Origin of the sequence: Paraburkholderia sp. J63 (assembly GCF_905220245.1) — a bacterium.
Lineage (GTDB): Bacteria > Pseudomonadota > Gammaproteobacteria > Burkholderiales > Burkholderiaceae > Paraburkholderia.
In genome coordinates this window covers 208,284-232,813 of the sequence record NZ_CAJMZF010000003.1, presented here as the reverse complement: position 1 = coordinate 232,813, position 24,530 = coordinate 208,284, and the positions used below count along the sequence as shown (strand labels likewise).

At 65.1% G+C, this 24,530-nt stretch carries 21 protein-coding genes; 10 read left to right on the top strand and 11 right to left on the bottom strand.

Annotation, left to right across the window (positions count from 1 at the left end; translation table 11 throughout):
• The first annotated feature begins 279 nt into the window (after positions 1-279).
• From U5775_RS05295 to U5775_RS05285, 3 genes are read left to right on the top strand one after another with little or no spacing between them, the layout of a single operon-like run.
• Positions 280-1,239, top strand: coding sequence for a PDR/VanB family oxidoreductase (locus tag U5775_RS05295; RefSeq protein ID WP_322057069.1), 960 nt, complete (start codon positions 280-282; stop codon positions 1,237-1,239).
• Between the two features lie 37 nt (positions 1,240-1,276).
• Positions 1,277-2,245 carry a fumarylacetoacetate hydrolase family protein gene (locus tag U5775_RS05290; protein ID WP_322057068.1) on the top strand — a complete coding sequence of 323 codons (969 nt, stop codon included), beginning with the start codon at positions 1,277-1,279 and terminating at the stop codon, positions 2,243-2,245.
• A 53-nt stretch (positions 2,246-2,298) separates the two neighbouring features.
• The gene (locus U5775_RS05285; RefSeq protein ID WP_322057067.1) at positions 2,299-3,180 is read left to right on the top strand and encodes a LysR family transcriptional regulator; all 882 of its coding nucleotides are present in this window, start codon (positions 2,299-2,301) and stop codon (positions 3,178-3,180) included.
• A 25-nt stretch (positions 3,181-3,205) separates the two neighbouring features.
• On the opposite strand, the gene U5775_RS05280 is transcribed toward U5775_RS05285, so the two are convergent.
• The 5 genes from U5775_RS05280 to U5775_RS05260 form a co-directional block, all read right to left on the bottom strand.
• On the bottom strand, positions 3,206-4,291 hold the full coding sequence (locus U5775_RS05280) for a porin (RefSeq protein WP_322057066.1): 1,086 nt from the start codon (positions 4,289-4,291) through the stop codon (positions 3,206-3,208).
• Between the two features lie 137 nt (positions 4,292-4,428).
• Complete coding sequence (locus tag U5775_RS05275) at positions 4,429-5,403, bottom strand: LysR family transcriptional regulator (protein ID WP_322057065.1); 975 nt, start codon at positions 5,401-5,403, stop codon at positions 4,429-4,431.
• A gap of 45 nt (positions 5,404-5,448) precedes the next feature.
• Positions 5,449-6,360, bottom strand: coding sequence for a VOC family protein (locus tag U5775_RS05270; RefSeq protein ID WP_322057064.1), 912 nt, complete (start codon positions 6,358-6,360; stop codon positions 5,449-5,451).
• A gap of 58 nt (positions 6,361-6,418) precedes the next feature.
• Positions 6,419-7,666, bottom strand: a complete 1,248-nt coding sequence (locus U5775_RS05265; protein ID WP_322057063.1) for an MFS transporter — start codon at positions 7,664-7,666, stop codon at positions 6,419-6,421.
• A gap of 160 nt (positions 7,667-7,826) precedes the next feature.
• The gene (locus U5775_RS05260; RefSeq protein WP_322057062.1) at positions 7,827-8,843 is read right to left on the bottom strand and encodes an aromatic ring-hydroxylating dioxygenase subunit alpha; all 1,017 of its coding nucleotides are present in this window, start codon (positions 8,841-8,843) and stop codon (positions 7,827-7,829) included.
• Positions 8,844-9,108: 265 nt separating this feature from the next.
• On the opposite strand from U5775_RS05260, the gene U5775_RS05255 reads away from it, so the two are divergent.
• Genes U5775_RS05255 through U5775_RS05245 form a run of 3 tightly spaced genes read left to right on the top strand, consistent with a single transcriptional unit; the run spans position 9,109 to position 12,194 of the window.
• Positions 9,109-10,284 carry an alpha/beta hydrolase family protein gene (locus tag U5775_RS05255; protein WP_322057192.1) on the top strand — a complete coding sequence of 392 codons (1,176 nt, stop codon included), beginning with the start codon at positions 9,109-9,111 and terminating at the stop codon, positions 10,282-10,284.
• A 53-nt stretch (positions 10,285-10,337) separates the two neighbouring features.
• Positions 10,338-11,126, top strand: a complete 789-nt coding sequence (locus U5775_RS05250) for an SDR family NAD(P)-dependent oxidoreductase (protein WP_322057061.1) — start codon at positions 10,338-10,340, stop codon at positions 11,124-11,126.
• 27 nt (positions 11,127-11,153) lie between these two features.
• Positions 11,154-12,194: an SMP-30/gluconolactonase/LRE family protein gene (locus tag U5775_RS05245; RefSeq protein WP_322057060.1), complete on the top strand. Its 1,041-nt coding sequence runs from the start codon at positions 11,154-11,156 to the stop codon at positions 12,192-12,194.
• Between the two features lie 308 nt (positions 12,195-12,502).
• On the opposite strand, the gene U5775_RS05240 is transcribed toward U5775_RS05245, so the two are convergent.
• The 3 genes from U5775_RS05240 to acnA are packed head-to-tail and all read right to left on the bottom strand — an operon-like array spanning position 12,503 to position 16,829.
• A complete protein-coding gene (locus tag U5775_RS05240; protein ID WP_322057059.1) occupies positions 12,503-13,237 on the bottom strand; it encodes an ABC transporter substrate-binding protein in 735 nt (244 codons plus the stop codon).
• A complete protein-coding gene (locus U5775_RS05235; protein ID WP_322057058.1) occupies positions 13,234-14,169 on the bottom strand; it encodes a GntR family transcriptional regulator in 936 nt (311 codons plus the stop codon). The genes U5775_RS05240 and U5775_RS05235 overlap by 4 nt, the downstream gene beginning before the upstream one ends.
• Positions 14,170-14,204: 35 nt before the next feature.
• Complete coding sequence (gene acnA / locus U5775_RS05230) at positions 14,205-16,829, bottom strand: aconitate hydratase AcnA (protein ID WP_322057057.1); 2,625 nt, start codon at positions 16,827-16,829, stop codon at positions 14,205-14,207.
• Between the two features lie 268 nt (positions 16,830-17,097).
• Between acnA and U5775_RS05225 the strand changes: the two genes are divergently transcribed.
• The 3 genes from U5775_RS05225 (at position 17,098) to U5775_RS05215 (ending at position 20,846) form a co-directional block, all read left to right on the top strand.
• Entirely contained in the window at positions 17,098-18,159 is a 1,062-nt protein-coding gene (locus tag U5775_RS05225) for a lactonase family protein (RefSeq protein ID WP_322057056.1), read from the top strand.
• Positions 18,160-18,215: 56 nt separating this feature from the next.
• Positions 18,216-19,541, top strand: coding sequence for an MFS transporter (locus U5775_RS05220; RefSeq protein ID WP_322057055.1), 1,326 nt, complete (start codon positions 18,216-18,218; stop codon positions 19,539-19,541).
• 78 nt (positions 19,542-19,619) lie between these two features.
• Entirely contained in the window at positions 19,620-20,846 is a 1,227-nt protein-coding gene (locus tag U5775_RS05215; RefSeq protein ID WP_322057054.1) for a porin, read from the top strand.
• 233 nt (positions 20,847-21,079) lie between these two features.
• On the opposite strand, the gene U5775_RS05210 is transcribed toward U5775_RS05215, so the two are convergent.
• Positions 21,080-21,313 (bottom strand): hypothetical protein, encoded by a 234-nt coding sequence (locus tag U5775_RS05210; RefSeq protein WP_322057053.1) that lies wholly within the window; start codon positions 21,311-21,313, stop codon positions 21,080-21,082.
• A 500-nt stretch (positions 21,314-21,813) separates the two neighbouring features.
• On the opposite strand from U5775_RS05210, the gene U5775_RS05205 reads away from it, so the two are divergent.
• Positions 21,814-22,461: a LysE family translocator gene (locus U5775_RS05205; RefSeq protein WP_322057052.1), complete on the top strand. Its 648-nt coding sequence runs from the start codon at positions 21,814-21,816 to the stop codon at positions 22,459-22,461.
• Between the two features lie 58 nt (positions 22,462-22,519).
• Here the strand turns inward: U5775_RS05205 and U5775_RS05200 are convergent, their stop codons facing one another.
• Positions 22,520-24,181, bottom strand: coding sequence for an ATP-dependent acyl-CoA ligase (locus tag U5775_RS05200; RefSeq protein ID WP_322057051.1), 1,662 nt, complete (start codon positions 24,179-24,181; stop codon positions 22,520-22,522).
• Between the two features lie 28 nt (positions 24,182-24,209).
• The gene (locus U5775_RS05195) at positions 24,210-24,521 is read right to left on the bottom strand and encodes a 2Fe-2S iron-sulfur cluster-binding protein (RefSeq protein ID WP_322057050.1); all 312 of its coding nucleotides are present in this window, start codon (positions 24,519-24,521) and stop codon (positions 24,210-24,212) included.
• Positions 24,522-24,530: the final 9 nt, after the last annotated feature.

Genomic DNA, 24,530 nt, shown 5'->3' with positions numbered 1-24,530 from the left:
CCGAGCAGCGCGATTTCGTCGCTGTCGAGCTTGACGAGATGCTCGCCGAGCCAGTCGTGCTCGCCGCAGAACGCGACCGGCGAAAGACCGAGCGGGGGCAGTGGAATTATTTATATCGCGCGGTCGACAGACACAAAACCCCGTCTCACGAGCGATCATGCGCCTCCCTGCCCGCGTGGCTCCATTGACACCATCACACCCGCACATTGACCGAATCAAGTTTTCAGTACCAGACGAAGTCCCCAGAATCGGGCTATCGAAACACCTGTCGATTCCCACATGTCCTCCATGTTCACCGTGCGCATCATGCGCAAGGTTCAGGAGAGTTCGAGCGTGTGCTCGCTCGAACTCGCCGCCCCCGACGGCAGCCCGTTGCCTGCCTTTGAAGCGGGCGCACACGTCGACCTCGAAGTCACGAACGGGCTGATCCGGCAATACTCGCTCTGCAACTCCCCGCTCGAAAGCCATCGCTACGTGGTCGGCGTGCTGCTCGACCCCGCCAGCCGCGGCGGCTCGCGAGCGGTCCATGACCTGCTCCTGAGCGGCGATTGCGTACGGATCAGCGAGCCTCGCAATCATTTCGCGCTGGCGAGCCACGCGCGTCATAGCGTGCTGATCGCGGGCGGCATCGGCGTCACGCCACTGCTCGCAATGGCCGAGCAACTGCACGCCACGCAGCAGCCGTTCGCGCTTCATTACTTCGCGCGCACCGCCGCCGACTTCGCGTTCCGCGAGCGTCTGCGCGACGCGCCCTACGCCGCGCATTGCCGCTTCCACGAAACCTCGCGGCTCGCCGATCGCGCGTCTACACTCGCCGCCGCGCTGGGCGCGCCCGCCGACGGGACCCACGCTTACCTCTGCGGACCGGATGGCTTCATCGACGCGCTGCTCGGCCTCGCCGAACGCGCCGGCTGGCGCGCGGCGTCGCTACATACGGAGCGTTTCGGCAAGGCAAGGCCAAACGAAGGCGATGCCGCATTCGATGTGCAGATCGCCAGCAGCGGCACCGTGTGCCACGTGCTCGCGGGCCAATCGGTCGTCGAAGCGCTCGAGGCGATCGGCGTCGAAGTGCCCGTCTCGTGCGAGCAAGGCGTGTGCGGCATGTGCCTCACCGGCGTGCTCGCGGGTCGCCCCGATCATCGCGATACCTATCTCACGCACGACGAGCGCGCACGCAACAACCAGTTCACGCCGTGCTGCTCGCGCGCGCTCGATTCGTTGCTCGTGCTCGATCTCTAGCCGCTCGCCCTTTCACCCCACCCAGGAGACACCCCCGATGAAACTCGCCACGTGCATGTCGAACGGCACGCCGACGCTCGGCGTCGTCGACACGCAACACCAGACGATCCTCGATATCCAGCGCGCCCACATCGCGCTCCACGGTCGCGCCGACCCCGCCTTCGCGAGCATGCTCGATCTGATCAAGTCCGGCGATGCGGGACTGCAATGCGCGCGCGAAGTCGTCGCGGCCAGCCGCGTGCGCAAGCTCGAAACACAGGCGCTGTCGTCGGTGTGCCTGCTCGCGCCGCTGCCAAGACCGACGCAGATCCGCGATTTCTCCGTTTTTCCGCATCACATCGAATACGGTGCCAAGCGCCTGCGCGCGATCCAGCAAGGTGACCCCACGCGCTTCGACGAATCGATCGACGGCTTTCCGTCGATCTACCGCGAAGCCCCCGTGTTCTACTTCAGCAATCGCATGAACGTCGCGGGCACCGATTCGACCCTCGCGTGGCCGGCGGGCGAATCGCTCCTCGACTTCGAGCTGGAGCTGGCCGCCTGCATCGGTCAAACGGGCAAGGACATCGCGCGCGCCGAAGCCCGAGCCCACATCTTCGGCTATACGATCTTCAACGACGTCTCCGCGCGGCTCGCGCAGGCGCGCCAGGTGCCGGCCGGCCTCGGGCCCTGCAAGGGCAAGAGCCATGACGGCTGCAACGTGCTCGGCCCGTGGATCGTCACGCCGGACGAGTTGCCCGATCCGTACAACCTTTCGGTGAGCGTGCGCGTCAACGGCGAACTCTGGCACGAGAGCGCTACGCGCGGCATGCTGCATTGTTTCGAGGATATGATTGCATTCGCGAGCGCGGGCGAAACGCTGCATGCTGGCGAGGTGCTCGGTTCGGGCACCGTCGATGGCTGCTGCAGTCTCGAGATCGGACGCTGGGTGCGGCCCGGCGACGTCGTCGAGCTGGGCATCGAAGGAATCGGTACGCTGCGCACGCAGTACGGTCAGGGCGGCTGAACCGCAATGTGCCCCTGGCCGTCGCATGCCGCTGACCAGCCGGGGACATTTGAATGAATTTCAAGGGACTCGAAACGTTTTACTGGATCGTGCGTCTGGGCACGTTCAACGCGGCGGCCGAGCAGTTGCGCATGACGCAGTCGGCCGTTTCGGTGCGTATTCGCGAGCTTGAGAGCGATCTCGGTATTGCGCTCTTCGAGCGGCGCGGCCGCGGCGTTACCGTTACGCCGCAGGGGCGCGAGATTTTCCATCACGCCTCGCGCATCATCGGCGAGCTCGAGCACATTTACGATTCCGCGCGCCGCGACGCCGCGATCTCCGGCGTCGTGCGCATCGGCACCGTAGGCATGATGACGCTCAGCTGGCTGCCCGCCATGCTCGGCAAGCTGCAGGCGCGCTATCCCCATCTGCTCACCGAGATCAAGGTCGATCTGGCGCCGGGGCTCGTCGCCGCTTTGCGGCACGGCGATCTCGACGTCGTGTTCGTCGCCGGCCCTGTCGATGGACCCGAGCTGCGCATCACGCCGCTCTCGACCGTCGACATGGTATGGGCCGCGAGTCCCGCATTGATTGCGCGCGACGTCAGGCTCTCGCCCGTCGAACTTGCCGACTACCCGCTCATCACGCTTACACGCGACACCCTGCTGTATCGCCAGATGACCGACTGGTTCTCGAAGTACCGCGTCTCGCCCAAGAAAATGCATGTGTGCGGCTCCGTCACGCTGCTCACCCAGCTCGTGAACGAAGGCTTTGCGGCCTCCGTGATGCCGCAGAAGCTCATTCACGACGCGTCGCCTATCCACGCGCTGAGCGGGATCGAGCCGATGCCGCCGATCGGGTTTCATGCCATCGTCAGCGAGGTCAGCAGCAATCGGGCCAGCAAGGTAGTCATCGATCTCGCGAGCGAATGCGCGAACGAATGGGCGTCCGGCTGACCGAAGACGCCCGGCGCGCGCGCCATCAGAAACGATGTCGCATACCGACCATCACGACGTTCTGCGAGCGGCAACCGGCCGGTCCGATCGTCGAAATGTCGGCGACATGGCCGCTCGACGCGCGCTGAAACACTTCGTTGGCGTAGACGCCCGTGCGCTTCGAAAGTTCGTAGTTCACGGTCACGCTGCCCGTGTTGGTGACGTTGCCGACGAAATGCGTCTGCGTGTAGCCGGCCCCGAGCATGAGTGCAGCCGTGACGCGCCAGCTCGCGGCGAGATCGTAGTTGTTCATGTTCGAGGTCTGCCCCTGGTAGCCGATGCGCGACTGCGTGAAAAGCGCAGTGAAAACATAGGGCGCCGGCGCGTAACGCAGCCCGACGGCGACGTTCTTCACGTTGTCGGCAACGAACGGCGCCGCGCTGAGGCGCTGCCCGAAGAGCGTGATCAGCCCGGTTCCGGATAGCATCATGATCGCGCGATGATTCTCGCTGCCGTAGAACGCGGATGCCGCAAAGTCGCCGATCTTGTACGTGGCCGCTGCCTGGTACGCGCGCGCATAGGCCGGATCGCCGGCCACGCCGGTCAGTCCGCCGAACAGCAAGCCGATCTCAAAGCCCTTGAATACGGGCGAGCGATACTTCAACGAGCTGTCGATCTGATGGCTGTTGAACAGGTCGTCGATGTTGCCGGGGTGATACATCAAATCGGTGCCGAGCGTCCATCCGGCTGCGTAGAGCGGCGAGATCATTTCGAATTCGAGCGACGCCTGATGCCCCATCGTCAAGGTGCCGTAGTCACGATTGGCGAGTCCCACATACGCCTGGCGATTGAAAAACGAATTCGGATTGATCTGCGCGCCCGTCGAAGCGAGAAAGCCGTTTTCGAGCTTGAACACCGCGCGCGTGCCGCCACCGAGATCCTCGGCACCTGTCAAACCCCACATGGTCGGCACCGAGGTCGCGTCGAGCATCTTCACGGCCGACGCGCCCCCCAGCTTGCTCACGTACGCGACGCCGAGATCGATCATGCCGTACAACGTCACGCTGCTCTGTGCGCAGGCCGGCATGCTGATGGCCGCGAACACGGCGGCACCTAGGCAATAACGCTTCATCTGTTTGTCTCCTGGAGTGGTATCTGTTGTTATTCGCGCCCGCGTGGGCCGGCTTTTGCGAGTGCGCGGGCGTCCCTCCCTGCCGTCCTGGGCGGACGGAGGGATCGCTCGGCTAACCGGTCGGAAAAAGCAGTGCGTCAGGCGGCGTGCGGCAGCGGCCACCCAGGGCGCGCGCGCGGTGATTCGTGCGAGTCCGCCGGATCCGCGGACTTTGCGAGCGCCACACGCCGGAGCACGTCCTTGAACCAGATGAGCGCCGCATCGCCGCCGCGCGAGTCGTGCCACTGCACGACCCAGCGGACGACGGGCAGCTCGACCGGACACGGCGTGAGCACGAGCGGCCAGGTCTCGGCCATGCGGTGGGCGAGCCGCGTAAACACGGTGCCGACGTAATCGGAGCCGACGACGAACTGCGGAATCTGCACAGGCGTCGAGACCGTGACCGCGCGCCGGCGGCGATAGCCGAGCTGCACCGTCGTCAGCTCGTCGAGGGCCGGCATGCGCGGCATGCCGAAGTCGAACACGACGTGCTGCGCCGACATATAGTCGTCGAGCGAAAGCGGCGCGCCCGCCCATTTGCCGTGCTGCCAACACAGGCAAGAAAACGTGTCATCGAAGAGCGGCTCGGACGGCAATTGCGGGCTCGCATAGCCGTCGACCACGATCATCAGATCGACGTCGCCCTGATTGAACTCCTCGGCGAAACGGTTCGTCACGGGGCGCACGTCGATCTCCATGCCCGGGGCCTGGGCGCGGACTTCGCGCATCACGTCGATCAGCAACACCGAGACGATGTTGTCCGCCGCGATCAGCGTGATCTTGCGCCCGGTCACGGCCGGATCGAAATCCGGCTTGATCAGCGTGATGGCCTGCGCTCTCAATAGCAGCTCGCGCACGGGTGCCTTGAGCATCGAGCCGAGCGGCGTCAGCGTCAACGTCTTGCCGACCTGCACGAGCAGCTCGTCGCCGAAATAGTCGCGCAGCCGCGCGAGCGCGCAACTCATGGCCGACTGGCTCAGGAACACGCGTTCGGCTGCCTTGCAGACGCTACGCTCGTCGAGCACGGCATCGAGTGCGACGAGCAGATTCAGATCGAGGCGGTTAAAGCGCATTCACGAATCTCCGGACAGAACGTGGACGTGGGCACCGCACGCGGCTCAGGCATTCGAGGACGGCATGCGGTCGAGGTCGAGGCATCCGACCCGCGCGAAAGTCTGCGCGGGCACGCCGCCCCACAGGTCGGCGCTCTCGCGCGTCGGCGGCAGCGTCTGCGCCGCGCGCGGATCGATCTCGGGAAATTCCTCCATGCCGAACGAGTACTCGGCGGTCATGCCGTCGGGGTCGAGGAAGTAGAGGAAGATGCTGCCCGACGCCTTGTGACGCCCCGGCCCGTAGACGATCTCGATGCCCGCCTCGCGCAGCCGGTTCGTCGCGCGGCCGAGATCGTCGATGTCCTTCACCATGAAATTGACGTGATGAAGCCCGTCGAAATTGCTTGTCGCGATGCCGATCGCGTGGTGGTACGGATTCGGAAACGCGCGCAGAAAGGTGAGCCGCTCGCCGACCCGATCGGAGACGCGAAATCCCGCATGATCGACAAGCCAGTCGATGGCGGCGCGCGCTTCGCGCAGATGCACCACGACATGCCCGAGCCGCTCGATCTGGGCGACGCCCGGTGAGTGCGCATCGGCGCGCGCCATCTCGCAGTACAACTCGATCAGCAGGCCGACGCCGGGGATCCGATAGCGCAGCGTCGTGCCCTGGCGCAGCGCACGGCATTGGCCGTGGTCCACGCATTCCACGGCCACGCCGTCGGCTTCGAGCGCGCGTCGCGCTGCATCGAGGTCCGCCAGCGATTCGAGCTCGAACGCGATGCGCTCGAGGCCCGGCGCGGCGCGTTCGCGCAAGATCAGGTTATGGTCGTCGCTGCTGCAGCGCAGATAGGCAAGGCCTGGTTCCGTGCGCGTGAGCGAAAGGCCGACGTGGTCGCGATAGAAACGCAGCGAGGCGTCGAGGTCGGTCACGTTCAGCATCAGGTAGCCGAGCTTCCTGTAACGATAGGGGTTCAATCTCAATCTCCGTGGTGAGGCGTGAGCAGGCGAATTCGCAGAGAGGCACCGGCAACGGTCAAGCGGGCCGCGCGGCCACGCCCCCTTGCTCGTTCGCATCCCTCACGCGGCCGACGCGATACGGACCGAGGCGGCTGATCAGCAGCGCGCCGAGCAGGCAGAGCGCCGCGCAGGCCCACACGCCGCTCGTGTACGAGCCCGTGAGGTCGTGGCACAGTCCGAGCAGATAGCCGCCGCTCCCGCTCGCGACGCTGAACGCGAAGAACACGAGTCCATAGGCCCGGCCGAACGTGTCGATGTCGAAGTAGCGGCTGACGAGGTAGCCGATCACATCCACTTCCGCGCCGAGCGCGCCGCCGATCAGCACGCTCGCAACGAGATACACCCAGGTCGGTCCGCCGACCGCCATCAGCGCGATGCCGAGCGCGCTGGCGACGAACGCGCAGGCCGCCACGCGCGGGCCGAAGAACACGTCGAGCAGCGCCCCCGTCAAGAGCCGGCCGCCGGCCGACGCGAGCCCCGCGCTCGACACGACCGAGGTCGCGATCAGCGCGGGCATGCCGCGATCGGTGAGCAGCGGCACAGCCGTCACAATCATCCCCGTCAGCGCAGTGCAGACGGCGAACACCGCGAGCGCCATCAGCCAGAATTCGGTGCGCGCGAGAATCGTGCGCCACGGCGCGGGCGTAAGCGGCCTGCGTTCGCGCTGCGGCGTGGCGACGGCGGGCGGGTCACGCAGCACGGACGCTGTCGCGACGAGGCCGATCACCGCCGCGAGCAGCGCGAGTCCCTGATAGCCCGCCCGCCAGCCGTAATGCGTGAGCAGTTCGTGCGCGAGCAAGGGGACGAGCGCGGCGCCGACCCCCGTGCCCGACATCGCGAGCCCGAGCGCCAGCCCGCGGCGGCTGCCGAACCACGCGGCAATCAGCTTCGCGTGCGGCACCGGCGTGATGCCGCCGCAAAACACACCGAACAAGGCAAACGCGAGCACGAACGCCCAGAAGCTGTGCGCGAGCGACACGGCCGCGAGCGCAAGGCACGAAAGCACGATCGACGCGAGCATCGGGCGGCGCACGCCGAATCGATCGATGCATGCGCCAAAGAACGGAATCGCGAACGCACCGCAAATATTGAGCGCACCCAGCGCAGCGCCGACTGCGCCGCGGCTCCACCCGAACTCGGCAACCACGGCCTTCGAAAAAATTCCGAACGTGAAAATGGCGATCGGTGCATTGCCGACGGCGAGCGCGCACGCGGATGCGAACACGATCGACCAGCGCCGCAAAGCGAGCGGGTCTGCAGGCATGATGTCTCCTGTTTGTGATGACGTGGCGCGAACTGTTTCGTTCGCTTTCAACTGGCATTCTATGAGCCGCGGTGAATAAGCTCTATCGATTAATTTTCAAGGTATTCAATCGATTTTCTTCATGTCTCGGCACCGTTTCCCCGCAGCCGCGGCGTGCTGCTCAGCGGGCTTCGGCCTGCAGCAGATCGTCGATGATGCGGCGCGCGCGCAGGCCCGCTCCGTCCAGCTTGATGTGCAGCGGGCTCAGGCCGGGATAGCGCCTGAAGCCCGCATGGACGCCTTCGATCGCGCGGACGTCCTCGCTGATTGCCGTGTCGATGAATGCGCAGGTCATCGCCGTGAGTTGCGTGTCGTCGAGCCGGAAATTGCGGTTGTGCGAGTAGAAGTAGTGGAACGAATCGGCGTCGGCGGGCGTCGCCAGATTGATCGCACGCATCTCGACGCCCTCGCGCCGGTCGCCCTGCCGTGCCCCGGTGCCCGTCGCGCAACTGCCCAGATCGACCTCGATAAAGCTCGGCGCCGTGAAGGTCGTGATCTGCCAGCGATCGACATTACCCGGGAAATCCCTCATTTGCGCGAACATCGGCGCGGGCGGACGGTCGATCGTCCAGCGCGTCGCGCGCACCTGCCACTCGCCGAAGTCGTATTCGACCGGCACATCGGAGACGTCGCTCGCGAGCGTCGTGCGATGCAGATAGGCGACGTGGCTCGAGTCGAGCAGATTGTCGGCGAGCAGCCGATAGTCGCCGTTCACCGTCACGCGCCCCGCTACGCTCGTCGCCCAGCCAGGCGCTTCGTGCATCCACAGATTGGGGATGAGCGATTCGTCGGCGAGCTGCGGGTCGCCCATCCAGATCCACACGAATTGCCATTTTTCGCGCACCGTGAAGCCGCGAATATGTGCGCCGCGAGGCACCGTGTCCTGACCGGGAATGCGCAGGCACTGTCCTTCGCAGTCGAATTCGAGCCCGTGATACTCGCAGATCACCGTATCGCCCTTCAGCATGCCGTTCGACAACGGATAGAAGCGGTGGGAACAGCGGTCTTCGATGGCGGCTGGCGCACCGTCCTCCTTGCGGTACAGCACCACGGCCTCGCCGAGCAGGCGGCGCGGCAGCAGGCTGCGTCCGACCTCATGGGAAAGCGCGGCGACATACCAGGCATTTTTCACGAACATACGACGTCTCCCTTTACGTGAACTCTGTTGCGATCGAATGGCGCCATGCTGAAGGCGCCGCGACGCGCCGTACATTTGATTCGCTCGATTCACGGCATTGAGGCCGTCAATGTCCTGCCGCAGTGCGCGCATTGACCTCGTCAATGCGCCGCCTTGAAACGATCAACTTGGTTCGCGGCCGGCGCCAGCCGATCATCTCGTCACGAAAGCCGGCGCGGCGCCCCCGCTCGCGCCCATGAGTTCCTTTCCTTCGTGGAGCACCTCGATGTTCGAATATTTCCCCGGCAATTACGTCTGGAACCTGTCCGTCAATATCGCCCTTGGCATGGGCGCCCAAATGGGCGAGATCGATGCGATGTGCGAGCCCTTGCGCGATGCCGCCCGGCACGGCGACGACGCCGGCACCGAAGCCTTCTTCCGCAGCTGGTGCGCACAGGCCGACACGCTCGTCGAGCTCGCGCAGGAAGAGGAAGCGGCCGGCAAGCGCCTGAGCGCCGGCGCCAAGTACGGCCGCGCCTCGACCTATTACCTGACCGCCGAGCGCATGCAGCGCCGCGATTACGCGCCGCGCAAGGAGGCCTATCGCAAGATGCTCGACACCTTCGCGAAGTTCATCGACCTGCACGACGAGAACTGCGAACGCGTGACGATTCCCTATGCGGGCACGACGCTCTCGGGGCTGCTCGTCGCGGGGCATCGGCCCGACGGCAGTCCGGCACCGTGCGTCGCGCATTTCAACGGCCTCGACAGCACCAAGGAGATGATCTACGGCGCCGGCATCGCGCAGGCGCTCGCGCGACGCGGCATCTCGACCTTGATGGTGGATCAGCCGGGCGTTGGCGAAGCATTGCGGCTTCAGTCGTTACCCGCCATCGTCGAAGCCGAGCACTGGGCGGGCGCTGTCGTCGATTACCTGGAAACGCGCGACGACGTCGACGCCATGCGCCTCGGCGTGTGCGCGTGGTCGCTCGGCGGCTACTACGCCCCGCGCGCGGCCGCGTTCGAAAAGCGCTTCAAGCTGTGCGTCGCGTGGGGCGCCAACTACAACTGGGGCGAGTTGCAGCAGCGCCGTCTCGCGCGCGAAGGCGACCGGCCCGTGCCGCACTATTGGGAGCACGTGCAGTGGGTATGGGGCCAGCCATCGCTCGAAGCGTTCATGGCGTTCGCGCCGCGCGTGACGCTCGAAGGGGTCGTCGAGCAGATCACGGTCCCCTTTCTTGTCACGCACGGCGCGCAGGACCGGCAGATCCCCATCGACTACGCGTTTGCGCAATACGAACACGCGCGCAACAGCCCCAAGCGCGAGCTGAAGATCTTCACCGCTCGCGAAGGCGGCGTCGCGCATTGCAGCGCCGACAACATGACTCACGCCCGCGACACGATCGCCGACTGGATCGCGCAGACTTTCATCGAGCAAGGCGCGCACGGCATCCGGCTCTGAGGCGGCCCATCGCTTCGTTACTCATACACCCGAATACTCAAGGAACCCATTTCATGACGGACTCCAGCAGACTCGATCTCGGCGGCAAACGCGTGCTCGTCACGGGCGCCGCGAGCGGAATCGGCAGGCAAACAGCGGCACGCCTGATCGCAATGGGCGCCCGCGTTACGATCGCCGATCTGAACGCAGCGCAGCTCGATACGGTCGGTAGCGAGATCGGCGCGCACGGCGTGAGCGCCGGCGACATCGCGAACGAAGTCGACTGCGCTCGCATGGTGGCCGACACGCTCGTGCATTGCGGCGGCATCGATGCCGTCGTCAACGCCGCCGGCATCAGTGACAAGGTCGGGCCGGCGCTCGACATCGCGCTCGCGGACTGGCAGCGCGTCGTCGACGTGCATCTGCGCGGCGCCTTCGCCATCTCGCGCGCGGCGGGGCACCCGATGCTCGCGCAGCGCAGTGGCTCGATTGTGCACGTTTCCTCGGCGTACGGCGTCGGCGGCACGCCGTTCCGTTATGCCTATAGCCCCGCGAAAGCGGCTGTCGCGATGCTCGCGCGCGATCTGGCCTGCGAATGGGGAAGGCACGGCGTGCGAGTCAATGCGCTCGTGCCGGGCTACATCGCGACGCCCATGATCGAGCGCCTGAGCGCCGAAGGCAAAGTCGACGTGCCGCGCCTTGAAGCGCGCACGCCGCTCGGGCGCCTCGGCCGCCCCGACGAAGTCGCCAACGCGGCGGCGTTTTTGATCTCCGATCTCGCAACGTACGTGACCGGCAGCCTGCTCGCCGTCGACGGCGGCTGGACCGCGTACGGCGGCCCCGGCGACGTGAGCGCCCCTTGAAGCACGACATGTTTTTACGGAGACCTCATGAATCTTGCACGCTCGCGCCGCGCGGCGCGTAACCCGCTGAAGGGCTGGCAGCTCGATCCCGCCGCGGTCCGAACGATTGGCCACGATCTGCGGCGCCCCGAGTGCATCCTCGCGGAGCGCGACGGCACGTTGTGGTCCGCCGACGCGCGCGGCGGCGTCATGCGCATCGACGCCGCCGGCCGCCAGAGCCTGATCGCGCCGCATGTCGACGGCCATTTCGATCTTCGAGGCGACGCGCATCGCAGTCTCGTGAGCGGCACGCTGCCGAACGGTCTCGCATTCGCCGCAAACGGCGACTTCCTGATCGCGAACTTCGGCACCGACCGCCTCGAGCGCATGACGCGCAACGGCGACTTGCACGTCGTCTGCGACACGCTCGACGGTTTACCGATGGGCAAGGTGAATTTCGTGCTGCGCGATCCGTGGGATCGTTTATGGCTGACGATCTCGACACGCGTGAACCCATGGACCGATGCACAGCGCACGGGGCTCGCGGACGGCTATATTGCATTGCTCGACGAGCGCGGCTTGCGCATAGTTGCGGACGGCTTTCACTTCACGAACGAAATCCGTTTCGACGCGCGGCACGAATGGCTCTATGTCGCGGAGACAACGGCGAAACGCGTCACACGGCTGCGCGTTCAGCCCGATGGCAACCTCACTGACCGCGAGATTTACGGACCCGATAACCTCGGCGCGGGCTTGATCGACGGCATCGCGTTCGACAGCTACGGCAACCTCTGGGCGACGATGATTCTCGCGGACCGCCTGATTGCGATCACGCCCGATGGCGAACTGCTCGAACTGTTCGCCGATGGCGACGCCAGCGCGCTTGCTCGTTTCGAGCGCGAGTTCGCGTCCGGCGAGATCGTCAGCAGCGAGACGTTGCTCGCGACGGGCGGCCAGCTATGCCGCTGGATGGCGAGCGTCACGTTCGGAGGGCCTGAATTGCGCACGGTGTATCTCGGCGGTCTGCGCTCCACCACGATCCCGTCTTTCCCGGTTCCCGTCAGTGGCTTGCCGATGGTGCACTGGTAGCATCATTACACGAGATCCGCCGCAATCGCATAACGCGCGCCAATGCCGAACGTACCCTGCGCGTAGTCGGCGCGAAAACTATAGGTGCTTGACGAACCCTGTTCGGTTGTCGTGCCGGTGGTCGTGAAGTGTCATGCACACGGCTTTTGCCGCGTCGCGCCAGATGGCACGGTCAAGAGCCTGGTGAACGACTTCAGGGCGCGCGCGGCGTTGCTGTCGACAATGACAATGCCCGGCATGTGCTCTACCGTTGACGGCGCCCTCGGTGAAGGAAGCGACCTCACCGGGCCCGTCCACATTCCGTTCATTTACTCGAGTGGCGCAACCGAGGCACCTGCAATGCGGTGACGCTCCAGTGCTTCTGCAACGAAGCCATTTCGTTTCATGTCCTCGACGAACTCGCGCAGCACCCCGGCAGCCAGTTCCCCCCGGCCCCTTGCGACGCCCATCGCCTGGCGGATCACCATGAATCGTTCGCCGAGCAAGCGCAATCCTCCGGCCTTCGCGGCATCGGCTTCGAGTTGCTGCTTCACGCCCGCGGCAACCTCCAGTTCCTGATCGAGGAATGTCTGCACGACCGTCGGCGAAGTCGGGGCGCGCACGATCGACGCCGCCTTCAGCTCGCGCGTGAGGAACAGGTCGTAGGCACTACCCTTGCCCACCGCCACGCGGTTATGTGGCTGATCGACTTCGGCATTGGTGCGGATCGGCGATGCTTCGCGCACCAGATAAAAGCCTTCGATCAGCACATAGGGCGCCGTAAACGCGATGGTTTCGCCACGCTCGGGGTCGACCGCGAAAAAACCGAAGTCGGCGCGCGCATCGCTCACGGCTTCAACGGACTTGCCCGCTGCATCGAACACGACGAGTTCGAGCGGCACGCCCAGGCATTGTGCGAACGCACGCGCGAGATCGACCGATACGCCAACCGGTTCACCCGACTGTGGGTCGCGGTTTGCGAGAATGGGATTGCCGAGATTGATGGACGCGCGAAGCGTGCCGCTGGGAGCGAATGCCTCGACGGCGGCGGAATCGATATTCATGAGGTCGTTTCAGATTGGGCCGTGTGTTGATCGTGCGGCCCGGAGTCGAGAATTTCGCGGATGCTCGCCAATGCCTCCAGCGTATGCAAAAGGTGCTGGCGCAGTGCCTCGGACGCCTCTTCGTTGCGCTCGCGCTCCAGGAGTTCGAGCACGTGCAGATGCTGCATCGCATGCTCCACGTAGCGCTCGCGATGCTGCATCGACCGGTAGGAGATCAGCCGGCGCACACGGTTCACACGGCGAATGGTGTCGATGAAAAAGCTGTTGCCCGACGCCTCGACAAGCGACTCGTGAAAGCGCACGCCGCGCTCGTGCAACTGGTCGGCGGTATCGGTTTCGATACCGCCCGCGAGCAGATGCTTTTCAACCTCGCGACAGCGCTCGAGAACCTTGCGTTCAAGCCGGTAGCCCGGCTCGAGCAGCGCGGCGGGCTCCAGCGCGAGGCGCAGCCGGTACGACTGGAGCAGGCTGTCGGGTGTCGTGAGCATCGGCGAGAATTCCCAGCCATAGCCGGGCTTGCGCTCCGCCCAGCCCTCCTGCGCGATGCGGTTCAGCACCGCCGTCAACTGCGCGCTCGTGAGACCGTAGCGTGTCCGGATCATCTGTTCGGACACGACGCCCGGCAGGACTCCCTTGAGGCGATCGTCGGCAATCTGGAAATAGACGCTCGCCAGAATGCTGGTCTCGGCAAGTCCCAGTTCGCTTACCACATCGGCAAGCGGACCGACGAGCGGCCGCGCCAGGAAGAAGCCCCGATTCTTCTCGCGCGTGAGCACCCCCTTCTCGTGCAGCAGCGCGAGTGCTTCGTTCACGGGCGAGCGCGACACGCGAAGCCGGTCGGCGAGCATTTGCGCGGGCAAATGCGCGCCGGCCTCGAGCCCTTCGTTCCTGATCAGTTCGAGTATTTGGGTCGCAATGGAGCGGTCAATCATCTCTGTCAGCCAGCGGCGCCGCGCAGGGCTTGCTGTCAGCCTTCCACGGTCGCGAGATTCTTTTGCAGGATTAGCGGAATGACGCCGCCCGAGCGCAGCAGCCTGCATTCGAGCTGCGTCTCCACGGCCGCGCGCACGTCGATCGCCTCGACGCGGCCATCGGCGCGCACGATACGAACGGGCACCGCACAGCGCGGGGTGATCGTGTCGGCGTGGGCGTCGACTTCGAGCATATCACCCGGGCCGAGCGCGAGTGTATCGGGATGGGTGCCGGGCGCGAAGCGCAGCGGCAGGATGCCCATGCCGATGAGATTCGAGCGGTGGATGCGCTCGAAGCTCGCGGCCAGCACCGCGCGTATGCCCAGGAGCCGCTGGCCCTTCGCGGCCCAGTCGCGCGACGAACCCGTACCGTAGCGTTCGCCCGCGACAAGCACGACGGAGTCGCCCGCATCGGCATAGCGCTGCGCGGCTTCGAAAATCGGCAGCACCTCGCCGCTCGGCGCGTGCAGCGTGTGAGCGACCGGCATGCCAGGCTTCAGCCGGTTGACGAGCGTTTTGTTGTAGAACGCCGCGCGCATCATCACCTCCCAGTTGCCGCGGCGCGAGGCGAACACGTTCAGGTCGTCGCGGTCGTCGCCGCGCGAGACCAGGAAATCGGCGACGAAGCTGTCTTTCGGGATCGCGCTCGCCGGCGAGATATGGTCGGTCGTAATGTCGTCGCCGAGCACGAGCAGCGGATACGCACGATAGCTGCCGAGCTGGCTGCCCTGATCCACTGCCGCGAATGGCGGGCGGCGCAACGCCGTGGACTTCGGATCCCACGGGAAACGGGCGGACGTTGGCGCGTCGAGATCGTGCCACGCCGGATTGCGGCTCGCCATTGCGAACGCGCGCGGATAATCCTCGGGGTCTGCCGACTGCGCGACGAGCGTGGCCACTTCTTCGCGCGTGGGCCACAGCTCGCGCAGCCAGACCGGCGAGCCATCAGCGGCGAGTTGCACGGGCTCGCGGCTCAGATCGATTTCGGCGTTGCCCGCGAGTGCGAAGGCGACCACGAGCGGCGGCGACATGATGAAGCCCAGATCGAGATCGGGGTGGATGCGTCCCGCGAAATTGCGGTTGCCCGAGAGCACCGCGACGGGATAGATGCGGCCTTCGGCCTGCGCCGCGCGCACGCTTTGCGTGAGCGGCCCCGAATTGCCGATGCAGGTCGTGCAGCCATAGCCGACGATGTCGAAGCCCACGGCCGAAAGATCGTCGATCAGGCCGGCGCGCTCCAGATACGCGGCGGCGGCGGGCGATCCGGGGGCGAGCGACGTCTTGATCCACGCCGGCACCGAAAGGCCTTTCTCGCGCGCCTTGCGAGCCACGAGGCCGGCGGCGATCAGCAACGCGGGATCGGACGTGTTCGTGCAGCTCGTGATCGCCGCGATTGCTACCGGGTGGCGCGGCATTTCAGCGTGCAGGGTTTCCGGCTTGAATTCGAGCTTCGCCAGCGTGGCAGGCAGCGCCGTGTAATCGAGCAGATCCTGAGGGCGGCGCGGGCCGGCCACATGCATCCCAATGCTCGCAAGGTCGATCCCGATCGTGCGCGTGTAACGCGGCGTAGCCTCGGGATCGAACCACAAACCGGCCGCGCGCGTGAACGCTTCCACGAGTTGCACGGCGGCTTCGCTGCGATGCGTTTCGCGCAGATAGTCGAGCGTGCGCGCATCGACCGGGAAAAATCCCGTCGATGCGCCGTACTCGGGCGCCATGTTCGCCACGACCGAGCGCTCCCCCGCGCTGAGCGTCGAAACGCCCGGCCCGAAGAACTCGACGAATTCGCCCGACACCCCGATCGCGCGCAGGCGCTGCGTGACCGTGAGCGCCAGGTCCGTGGCCAGCACGCCCGGACGCAGCGCACCGGTCAGACGCACGCCGATCACGTCGGGAATGCGCTGCATCACCGGCATGCCGAACATCACCGTCTGCGCTTCGAGTCCGCCCACGCCCCAGCCGAGCACGCCGATGCCGTTGATCATCGGCGTATGGCTGTCCGTGCCGATCAGCGTATCGGGCACCGCCCACTCCTCGCCGCCGCGCGTGACGCGTGTCACCACCGTCGCTAGCTGCTCCAGATTGATCGTATGCATGATGCCCGTGCCGGGCGGGTGGATGCGCACGCCCGTGAGCGCCTGTGAAGCCCAGCGCAGAAAGCGGTAGCGCTCCTCGTTGCGGCGCAGTTCGAGCGCGAGATTCCTCGGCGCGGCGTCGGGCTCGCCGAAGTATTCGACGGCGAGCGAATGGTCCACCGACGAATCGACCGGCAGCACCGGATTGAGCGCGGCGGGGTCGGCGCCGGCCTCCGCGAGCGCGTCGCGCATGGCCGCGATGTCGACCAGCGCGGGCGTGCTCGTCGTGTCGTGCATCAGCACGCGATTGGGCTGGAACGCGATCTCGTGCTCGCTGGTGGCGCGCTCGCGCCACGCGAATATCGCCGCCACGGCTTGCCGGCGCTCGTCGCCATCCGTGTTGCGAATGACGTTTTCGAGCAGCAGGCGCAGCACGACGGGCAAGTCGCGCAGCGATGCGCCGAACATCGCGGGCAGATCGACGAAACGCACGCTCGCGCCGGCAGCGTCGAGGCTGGAGATGAGGGGGGTGTCAGTGTTTTCCATAACTGTATTTTTGCACTTTACTAGATAAAAATGCAATCCAGTGAAAACCCGAGATCCAAAAAATCAGGAGACATCCGTGACGAAAACCGGCTTTCCGGAGGCCACACCACGAGAAACGGGGCCGCATGGCAGCCCGGACGCGGTCCGCCGCAGCCTCGTGCTGGGTGCCGCAACGCTTGGGGCGCTGGCGCTCCCCGGAGCGAGAACGCAGCCGGCCTGCGCGGATGAAGAGGCCCTGCACCACCCCATTTTGAAAGGAAAGAAACCCATGTTTGCTTATGTCGGTTCGCGCACCACGCGCGAACGCAACGCCCGCGGCGATGGCATCAGCGTCTATCAGGTCGATACGCAGACCGGCGCGCTCACGCTCGTGCAACTCCTCAAGGACCTGGTGAACCCGTCGTTCCTTGCGCTGAGCCGCGACGGCGCGCATCTCTACACGGTGCACGGCGACATGAGCGACATCAGCGCGTTCAAGGTGGACAAGGCGAGCGGCAAGCTCACGTTCATCAACCGCCAGAGCACCGAAGGCAAGAATCCCGTGCATCTCGCGATCGACCCGACGGGCCGCTACGTGGTCGTGTCCAATCACATCGGCGCGAGCCTTGCGGTGCTGCCCATCGCCGCGGACGGTTCGCTCGAACCGCTCACGCAGCTCGTGCACCTGGACGGGCCGATCGGCCCGCACCGCATCGAACAGAAGCAGTCGAAGCCGCACTTCAATCCGTTCGATCGCACCGGCCGCTTCGTGATCGTCCCGGACAAGGGACTCGACCGCACGTTCTCGTTCCGATTCGAAAACGGCCAGCTCACGCCAGCCGCGACGCCCTTCGTCGTTTCCCGCGAAGGCGCGGGACCGCGCCACATCGCGTTCCATCCCGATGGACGCTACGCGTGGGTCGTCAACGAGCTCGACTCGACGGTCACGACGCATGGCTACGATGCGGCCAACGGCTCGCTCACCCCGCTGCAGGTGCTTTCGAGTCTGCCGGATACCTGCACGGGCAATAGCCGCGCCTCGGAAATCGAAGTCGATCACACCGGGCGCTTCGTCTATGCGTCCAACCGCGGCGACGACAGCATCGCCGTGTTCCGCATCGATGCACCGACGGGGCATCTGCGCTTCCTGAATGCCGTACCCACACAAGGCAAGACGCCCCGTTTCATGACGAGCACACCCGATGGCCGCTTCATGTACGCACTCAACGAGGACAGCGACACCATCGTGGCGTTCTCCGTCGATGCGAACTCCGGGAACCTCGCACCGACCGGCTTCGTCGCCCCGTCGGGCAGCCCCGTTTGCATGGTGTTCTCGCAACGCCACGCCTGACACGCATTTTCGATTCACGCGAAACCCGGCGGGCTGGCCCGCCGGTGGAGAAACACATGCAAGCCAACCCTGCAATCGACGAACACGCGCTCGTACGCAAGATCACGTGGCGCATCATCCCGTTCGTTTTCATCCTCTACATCATTTCGTATATCGACCGCGCGAACATCGGCTACGCGGCGTTGCAGATGAATCACGAACTGGCGCTGAGCAGCGAAGCATTCGGCTTCGCCTCGGGAATCTTCTTCATCGGCTACTTCCTGTTCGAGGTGCCGAGCAACGTCATGCTCAACAGGTTCGGCGCACGCATATGGATCGCCCGCATCCTCGTTACCTGGGGCATCGTTTCCGTGGGCTCCGCATTCGTCCAGAACGCCACGCAGCTTTACGTCCTGCGCTTTTTGCTCGGCGTGGCTGAGGCCGGCTTCTTCCCCGGCATCATCGTCTACCTGACGTACTGGTTCCGCGCGAAGGAACTTGCCACCACGGTCGCGCTGTTTACGGCCGCCATCCCGGTCTCGTACATCGTCGGCGCGCCGCTGAGCACGTGGGTCATGGACAACGCGCAGTGGCTGAACTGGAACGGCTGGCGCTGGATGCTGGTTCTGGAAGGCGCGCCCGCGCTGATCGGCGGTGTGCTGTGCTTCTTCTGGTTGACCGACCGGCCCGCCGATGCAAAGTGGCTCAAGCCCCACGAGCGCGAATGGCTGCTGAACGAACTGGCCAACGACCGCAACGCTCGCCCCAACGCGAAGCATTTCGGTTCCCTCAAGGCGATGACCAATCCGAAAGTTCTCTACCTGTCGTTCATCTACTTCGTCTATCAATGCGGCAGCCTCGGCGTCGGCTACTGGATGCCCCAGATCATCAAGGGTTTCTCGAGGACGCTCAGCCATACGCAGGTCGGCCTCATCGCCGTGGTTCCGTACATTGTCGCGACGATCGCCATGGTGATGTGGTCCAGAAGCTCGGATCGCCGCAACGAACGACGCCTGCACTCAGCGATCCCCCTCGGCGTCGCTGCCGTCGCCCTGCTGGGCGCGGGACTCTCGACGAATCCTTATGTCTCGATCGCGATGATCAGCTTGAGCCTGGCGGGCCTCTACGCGTTCAAGTCCCCGTTCTGGGCGCTGCCTACATTGTTCCTGAGCCGCTCTACGGCTGCGGTTTCCATCGCTGTCATCAATTCGGTGGGAAATCTGGGCGGTTTCGTCGGCCCCTTCGCGATCGGGTATATCAAGGGCGCGGGAAAGAGCGCAACGCCCGGCCTGCTGTTTCTTTCGGCACTGCTGGTCGCGTCGTTCCTGATGACGTATTTCATCCGCATCAGCGAGCACGAGAACGAAGGCGCTGCCGGCGCTGTTCCGAATCAAAGCCATTGACTTCCTGTCGGGCAGGAATGCCCGACAGCCGGGAAGCCACATGTAGTCAATAAAATGAAGTAACTGGAGATCATTTCGATGAAGAAGTCTGCCTTTTCATTTGCAGTGCTAAGCGGTGTCGCGGGTCTCGCTCACGCACAAAGCAGCGTCACGCTGTACGGCATTATCGATAGCGGCGTGAATTACACGAACAATGTTCAGACGGCAAAGACCGCGAGCGGCTTGCAGGGCGGGCACCAGATCGCGATGATCGAAGGCGGCTCGGCGGGCTTGCAAGGCAGCCGCTGGGGCTTGCGAGGCACCGAGGACCTGGGCGGCGGACTCAAGTCGCTGTTCGTGCTCGAAAGCGGGCTTTATAGCAATAACGGCGCGCTCAATCAGGCAGGCGCCTTGTTCGGCCGCCAGGCCTATGTCGGCTTGAGCAACCCCTTCGGCACCGTGACGCTGGGCCGCCAGTACGACCCTGTGGTCGACAACTACGGGCCGTTTCTCGCCGCGCCGCAGTGGGGCGGCTATATGAGTTCGCACCCGGGCGATCTCGACAACGCGCTCAATACCCGCCGGATCAACAACTCGATCAAGTTCCGCAGTGCCAGCTACCAGGGGCTGACCATCGAAGCGATGATGAACCTCGGTGGCACGCCGGGTTCGTTTTCGAGCAACTGGATCTGGGGTGCCGGCGCAGCTTACTCGCATGGCCCCTTCTCGCTCGGCGCCGGCTACCTGAACATCCGCAATCCGAATACGTCGTTCTTCGGCGCGAATCCCAACGCCGGTCCGGCGACGACCAATAATCTGGGCAGCTTCGGCAGCCCGACCAGCCCGCAGAGCAATCCCGTGTTCGCGGGGTACGCGTCCGCGAACCGCCTGGAGATCGCGGGCGTGGGCGCCGGCGTGACGCTCGGCTCGCTCAATGTGAACCTCGCGTACTCGAATACCCGATTCGAGGACATGGGCTCCGCGTCGGGACCGGACACCCTGCACTACAAGGGTACGGCCGCCTTCAATAACGTCGAAATCAACGCGAAATACCAGCTCACTCCTTCGCTGCTCGCCGGTTTGGCCTACGACTACACGCGCAACGGCGGCGCAGGCGGCAGGGATGGCGCCAACTACAACCTCTTCAGCGCGGGGCTCGACTATTTCCTCTCAGCCCGGACCGATGTCTACACGCTTGCCGTCTACGAAAAGGCGAGCGGCACCGATTCGACCGGGCAGAGCGCCGTTGCGCAGATCACCGGCTTGACGGCGTCCACCACCGACAAGCAGGTTTCTCTGCGGGTCGGCATCCGGCACAAGTTCTGACGCCTGCGCATTCTGCTCGCGCAACTCGACGCGATCGGCAAGCCGGACGCGTGACCTCGCCAACCCGCCCGCCGGAATCGCAAGGCGAAAAAAACCGCGGCCGTAAGACCGCGGTAGACAGAGTTCTGCCACTCTCATCGGCCGCGCGCGCCGCTCCCTCAAGCGGCGCGCGCGGGAATTACGTCGCGCGAGCGATGCGGCTCTCGCCGCTCTCGTCGATTTCGCTGATCAGATCAGGTCTGCGAATCCGGCGCTGCGTCGCCTGCGTCGGCTTGCTGGGTGCCGTCGTCGGCCTGCTTGTCGTCCTCTTTCTTTTCGGCCATCTTTTCGAGCGCGCCCGCGCCCTCGAAGCCCGCGACCGCAGCGGCCGCCTTGGTCAGAAAGCCGGCGTCCGAGTCGACCTTTTCCGTCGCTTCCACCGCGGCAATCGCGCCTGCGACCTTGCCTACTTCGTCCAGAATGCCCATTTGATTCCTCCGGTTGATTGCCGCTTGATTACAGATTGATTGCTGATCGATTCTTGCGTTGTGCCTGTCGGGGCGCAGTTGCCGCGGCGCCGGCCACTGCATGGTTGGCCGACTCCTGCCACTGACACCGCGCCTACGCTCCCTGTTGCCCTTGCTGCTCGCCGCCGAGACGGCAGGCGTGGATGCATTTTGGGCGCGCACAGTACGCACGGCAATCATATCTCTCAAAATTTGACAATGGTTAACGGTTCAAACGGCTTACATTTCTTGCGACGCATCAAGGGCGTGCTTATACTGAATCCGTCTCCTCCATGTCTCCTTTTGATGTGGTTCTAGCCCGCCTCAGCTGGTCATTCAGTGGATCTTTTGGCGGGCTTTTTCTTTTTTGTCGCGGGGATTCCGCACCCGCCACGCCCCCCAAAGACAGCCCTCCCCCTCCCACCCTCCCAGCGCACGCGGGCTGGCATAATTCACGTTTTATCTTTCAACGCGCTGTCGCAATGAATCTCCATACCTGGTGGCTGTTCCTCGCCACTGTCTTCGTCGTCTGCGCCATTCCCGGCCCCAATATGCTGCTCATCATGTCGCACGGCGCGCAGTACGGTCTGCGCCGCACCAGCGCGACCATGGGCGGCTGCCTCTCCGCGCTCGTGCTGATGCTGGCCGTTTCCGCCGCCGGACTGGGAGTATTCCTCCAGGCGTGGCCGACCATGTTCAACGTGCTGCGCTTCGTTGGCGCGGCGTATCTCGTGTATCTGGGCGTGAAGGCGTGGCGCGCGCCCGTGCGCGAAGGCGGCGCCGACCACGGCGACGCCATCGCCGAGGCGCCCGCGACCGGCGCCGGCCGCTCGCCGGGTGCGCTCTTTCGCAACGGCTTTCTGGTGGCCAGCAGCAACCCCAAGGCCATCCTGTTCGCGGCGGCGCTGCTGCCGCAGTTCATCGACGCGAGCCGTCCCACGCTGCCCCAGTTCGGCGTGCTGGTGGCCACGTTCGCTGTGTGCGAGGTGAGCTGGTATCTGGTCTACGCGGGCTTCGGCACGCGCATCGGCGCGACGCTCAAGAGCCGCCGCGTGGCGAAGGCGTTCAACCGCGTGACGGGCGGCGTGTTCGTCGGCTTCGGCGCGATGATGGCGTTGATGCGGCAGTGAGTGGCTGCCGCCTCCCGCTTTCATAGCCTGGCCCGAGATGCGAAGCGCACGTCGGGCTTCAGCGCGCGAGCACGACACCTGCCTGCTCGCGGTCCCAGCAATCGGGAGTGACGCCCTCGGCGCGCAAGCGGTATTTGTCGACACGCTCGCTCGGCGTCTTCGGCAACGTGCTGCGAAAGGCGACGTAGCGCGGAATCGCAAAGTAAGCGAGCCGCGACTCGCACCAGGCAATCAGCTCGCGCGCGCTGATGTTCGCACCCGGCCGCAGCACCACGACGGCTTTGACCTCGTCCTCGCCGAGTTCCGAAGGCACGCCGACCACGCACGATTCGAGCACGGCCGGATGGCCGCCGATCACGGCCTCCACCTCGAATGACGAAATGTTCTCGCCACGCCGGCGCAGGGCCTGCTTCTTTCGATCGACGTAATAGAAGTACCCGTCCGCGTCCTGGGTCGCGAGATCGCCCGTATGGATCCACAGATCGCGGAACAGTTCGAGCGTCGCTTCCGGCTGCCGGTAATAACCGGTGGTACCCAGATGCGCGCGCTGCGGCCTCACGACGATCTCGCCGGCCTGGCCGGTTGGCACTTCGTTGCCATCCTCGTCGACGAGCCTCGCTTCATAGCCGTTGATCGCCTTGCCGCACGATCCCGGACGGCGGTCCTCATAGGGATTCACGAGGCAGCCGCTGCATTCGGTCATCCCGTAGAGCTCCAGCAACCGCGTCTGAAAGCGGTTCTCGAAAGCCTGCCAGATCTGCCTCGGGGCAGCGGCGCCGACCATCAGCCGAAGCGGGTTGTCGGCGTCGAGGGCCGCGGGCGGCTGCTTCATCAGGATCGCGAGCATGCTGCCGATGAATTTCGCCGACGTGCATTGCCAGCGCCGGCAATCGTCGAACAGGCGGCTCGCGGAAAAGCGTTCGACCAGCACGGCCTTCGCACCGGCCAGAATGGCGGGGCCGGTCGTCCCGTGCGCGCTCGTGTGAAAGAACGGCAAGCCCGTATAGAGCACGTCGTCCTCGGTGTAGCGCGCATACCGGACCGCTTGCGCCCAGATCTCGTACCAGTAGTGATGGCTGATCATGACGCCCTTCGAGCGCCCGGTCGTGCCCGAGGTGTACGAGATCGTCGACAGTTGCCGGAAGTCGACGATCACCCCCGGCGCGCTTTGCGCGTGCGCGAGCAGCGCACCGAAGTGGAGCGTCTGCACGCCATGCCACGCGGGCAGGCACGCGGCGTCGAACGCGCGCTCGCTTGCGAGGACGAGATGCCGCAACTTCGGCAAACGCTCCGCGACGGCTTCCAGCGCCGCCACATAGGCCGGCTCGGTCACGAGCGCCACGCAATCGGCCTGATCGATCTGCCAGGTCAGCCCATCGCCCTTGAGCGCCACGTTGATCGGCACGCAGACGGCGCCGATTTTCGCGAGGCCGAACCAGGCGAGCATGAATTCGAGCCGGTTCGCAAGCATCAGCGCAACCTTGTCGTCGGGCCGCACACCCATGGCGAGGAAGCCGTTGGCGACACGGTTGCTCAACGCATTCAACTGCTCGAACGTCACGGCGCTCTCGCCGAACTGAAAGACTTCGCGGTAAGGGAAGCGGCGGGCCTTGTCCTCCAGTATCCGGCCGATTACGCGGTCGGTCTGTCCGTACTCGGGCATCGTCCAGCTCGCCCATTTGCGCGCCGCGCGTTCGAACTTGTCATCCCACTGACCCATCGTTGTTCCCGTCCGCTAGTACGCTTGCTCAGGCCGGCACCGCGACGATCAGGCCGTCCAGCTCGGGCGTGATCTCGATCTGGCAGCTCAGGCGGCTATTGGCTCCCTGCACGCCAATGCCTTCGAGCATGTCCCGCTCGAGGTCGCAGGCCTCGCCAACGAGGCTCATCCACGCCGCGTCCACATGGACCGTACAGGTCCCACAGCTACACGCACCGCCACAGTCGGCCAGGATGCCTTCGATCATATGGGCGACCGCGCCCTGCATCACCGAACTGCCGAGCGGCACGTCGGCTTCCACGATCTGGCCATTCGCCTGGACATACTTGATAACCGGCATCACCCACCT

Coding starts and splice junctions, on each gene's coding strand:
- U5775_RS05295 (WP_322057069.1), top strand. CDS start 280: ATGTCCTCCATGTTCACCGTGCGCATCATGCGCAAGGTTCAGGAGAGT.
- U5775_RS05290 (WP_322057068.1), top strand. CDS start 1,277: ATGAAACTCGCCACGTGCATGTCGAACGGCACGCCGACGCTCGGCGTC.
- U5775_RS05285 (WP_322057067.1), top strand. CDS start 2,299: ATGAATTTCAAGGGACTCGAAACGTTTTACTGGATCGTGCGTCTGGGC.
- U5775_RS05280 (WP_322057066.1), bottom strand. CDS start 4,291: ATGAAGCGTTATTGCCTAGGTGCCGCCGTGTTCGCGGCCATCAGCATG.
- U5775_RS05275 (WP_322057065.1), bottom strand. CDS start 5,403: ATGCGCTTTAACCGCCTCGATCTGAATCTGCTCGTCGCACTCGATGCC.
- U5775_RS05265 (WP_322057063.1), bottom strand. CDS start 7,666: ATGCCTGCAGACCCGCTCGCTTTGCGGCGCTGGTCGATCGTGTTCGCA.
- U5775_RS05260 (WP_322057062.1), bottom strand. CDS start 8,843: ATGTTCGTGAAAAATGCCTGGTATGTCGCCGCGCTTTCCCATGAGGTC.
- U5775_RS05255 (WP_322057192.1), top strand. CDS start 9,109: ATGTTCGAATATTTCCCCGGCAATTACGTCTGGAACCTGTCCGTCAAT.
- U5775_RS05250 (WP_322057061.1), top strand. CDS start 10,338: ATGACGGACTCCAGCAGACTCGATCTCGGCGGCAAACGCGTGCTCGTC.
- U5775_RS05245 (WP_322057060.1), top strand. CDS start 11,154: ATGAATCTTGCACGCTCGCGCCGCGCGGCGCGTAACCCGCTGAAGGGC.
- U5775_RS05240 (WP_322057059.1), bottom strand. CDS start 13,237: ATGAATATCGATTCCGCCGCCGTCGAGGCATTCGCTCCCAGCGGCACG.
- U5775_RS05235 (WP_322057058.1), bottom strand. CDS start 14,169: ATGATTGACCGCTCCATTGCGACCCAAATACTCGAACTGATCAGGAAC.
- acnA (WP_322057057.1), bottom strand. CDS start 16,829: ATGGAAAACACTGACACCCCCCTCATCTCCAGCCTCGACGCTGCCGGC.
- U5775_RS05225 (WP_322057056.1), top strand. CDS start 17,098: ATGTTTGCTTATGTCGGTTCGCGCACCACGCGCGAACGCAACGCCCGC.
- U5775_RS05220 (WP_322057055.1), top strand. CDS start 18,216: ATGCAAGCCAACCCTGCAATCGACGAACACGCGCTCGTACGCAAGATC.
- U5775_RS05215 (WP_322057054.1), top strand. CDS start 19,620: ATGAAGAAGTCTGCCTTTTCATTTGCAGTGCTAAGCGGTGTCGCGGGT.
- U5775_RS05210 (WP_322057053.1), bottom strand. CDS start 21,313: ATGGGCATTCTGGACGAAGTAGGCAAGGTCGCAGGCGCGATTGCCGCG.
- U5775_RS05205 (WP_322057052.1), top strand. CDS start 21,814: ATGAATCTCCATACCTGGTGGCTGTTCCTCGCCACTGTCTTCGTCGTC.
- U5775_RS05200 (WP_322057051.1), bottom strand. CDS start 24,181: ATGGGTCAGTGGGATGACAAGTTCGAACGCGCGGCGCGCAAATGGGCG.
- U5775_RS05195 (WP_322057050.1), bottom strand. CDS start 24,521: ATGCCGGTTATCAAGTATGTCCAGGCGAATGGCCAGATCGTGGAAGCC.